The organism is Kribbia dieselivorans NBRC 106261, from assembly GCF_001552435.1.
Lineage (GTDB): Bacteria > Actinomycetota > Actinomycetes > Actinomycetales > Dermatophilaceae > Kribbia > Kribbia dieselivorans.
In genome coordinates this window covers 1-1,569 of sequence record NZ_BCRE01000284.1, presented here as the reverse complement: position 1 = coordinate 1,569, position 1,569 = coordinate 1, and the positions used below count along the sequence as shown (strand labels likewise).

The 1,569-nt window shown below is 57.9% G+C and carries 1 pseudogene; it reads left to right on the top strand.

Annotated features, from left to right (window positions below):
* Positions 1 to 800, top strand: a pseudogene (locus KD1_RS16690) (class I SAM-dependent DNA methyltransferase); the annotation flags it as partial.
* Positions 801 to 1,569 lie beyond the last annotated feature (769 nt).

Genomic DNA, 1,569 nt, shown 5'->3' with positions numbered 1-1,569 from the left:
CCCGGAGCCAGTATCGTGTCGCTTGGCGGCGTATGGCAGCAAACACAGGCGAGAGAACCCTAATCGCGGCTGTCGTCCCCCCAGGGCCGACATTGATTCAAACCGTCGGTTCGGCGACTGTGCCCGGCTCGGTTGCCTCCACGGTCCTCGTTGCCGGCGCCCTGCAGTCATTAATCTCAGATTTCGCCGTACGCGTGACACCGAAGGCCGATATCCTCTTTAGCACCATCCAGCGCCTACCGTACGTCGGGGAAGGGCACGCGAGCAGCATATTGCTGCGCACTTTGCGCCTGAACTGCGTAACGGACGCCTACGCCGATCTCTGGAATCAATGCTTCCGGAAGACGTTTTTCCATGACGAATGGTCTGGCGGTGTTGAGTATTCTGGAAGAAAGGGTTTGGGTGAAGTCACCGAAAACTGGTCAATCCATGTTCCACTACGTCGCGCTTCAGATCGCCGCCAGGCGTTGCTCGAGATTGACGCATTGGTTGCATTGTCCTTGGGGATTTCGGAGGATGAGCTGTGCAGTGTCTATAAGACACAGTTCCCCGTCCTTCTAGGATATGATCGAAGCAGGGACTTGTTCGACATCAATGGCCGGCTGGTTCCTTCTTCTGTTGCCAATCGCCAAAGGGGGCCGATTCGGGATGATGGCACCGTCCAAAAGGACGGAAGCCTGTCTTCCCATCACCCTCAGAGTGACATCGAGTATCACTACCAGCCACCGTTCACCTCATTGGATCGAGAAGCGGACCTTAGGCGGGCCTATCGACGGTTCGCAAGCTGGGGGGCGAAGTGATTTTGAAAGGTCTCATGGGCGACCCTAAGGCCCGAATCGCGATCGGCTGTTACGAAGGGCGGTGAAAGGCCGTAGACTCGGCCCGACTCTGGATGCGTCCACTCCAACTCCTCCAGACTCGCGCGGCCAGTGAGCCACCTCGAAGCTATCGCGTTCGGCACCAACCGCCCCCGCGCGTCGAAGTAGTCCCGCTGTTTATCATATCCGAAGAGGACGGGGAACTGAGTCCGGTAGATCGTGGCCAATTCGCCGCCGCTGATTCCTAGACACACGGCGACCAGGGCGTCAATCTCAAGTTGGGCCTGCCTCCGATCCGAACTCCTCCGCAGGGGGATTTCTCGCGACCAGTTCCGCCTCACGTCACCCAGGTGTGGTCGTGAATCGTAATCAATCCCGCCCGTCCATGCGTCAGAGAGGAAATCTTCCTCGAAACAGCGCTCCCACAAGTCCTTGTAGGCTGAAGTGACACAGGTTAGCCGAAGAATGCGCAGGTGTATTGCCTGTGCAAGTCCGGGAATTTGAACAAGCGGCAGGCGTGCGAAAGTTGTAGATGAGATGGTTGACTTTGGGGCGACCCTGACCCCGAAGTCCAGGAGGAGTGATGATGCAAATCCAGCCGCCAGGGCCAATGGTCTCGGATCGCTTGGCGATGCCACAGATGAAACCCCATGAATGTGTGCCGCACCGGGGGGAATGATCGCAGGGATGAAGGTTCTCTCGCCTGTGTTTGCTGCCATGTTCCGCCATGCGAGCCGATACTGGCTCCTGG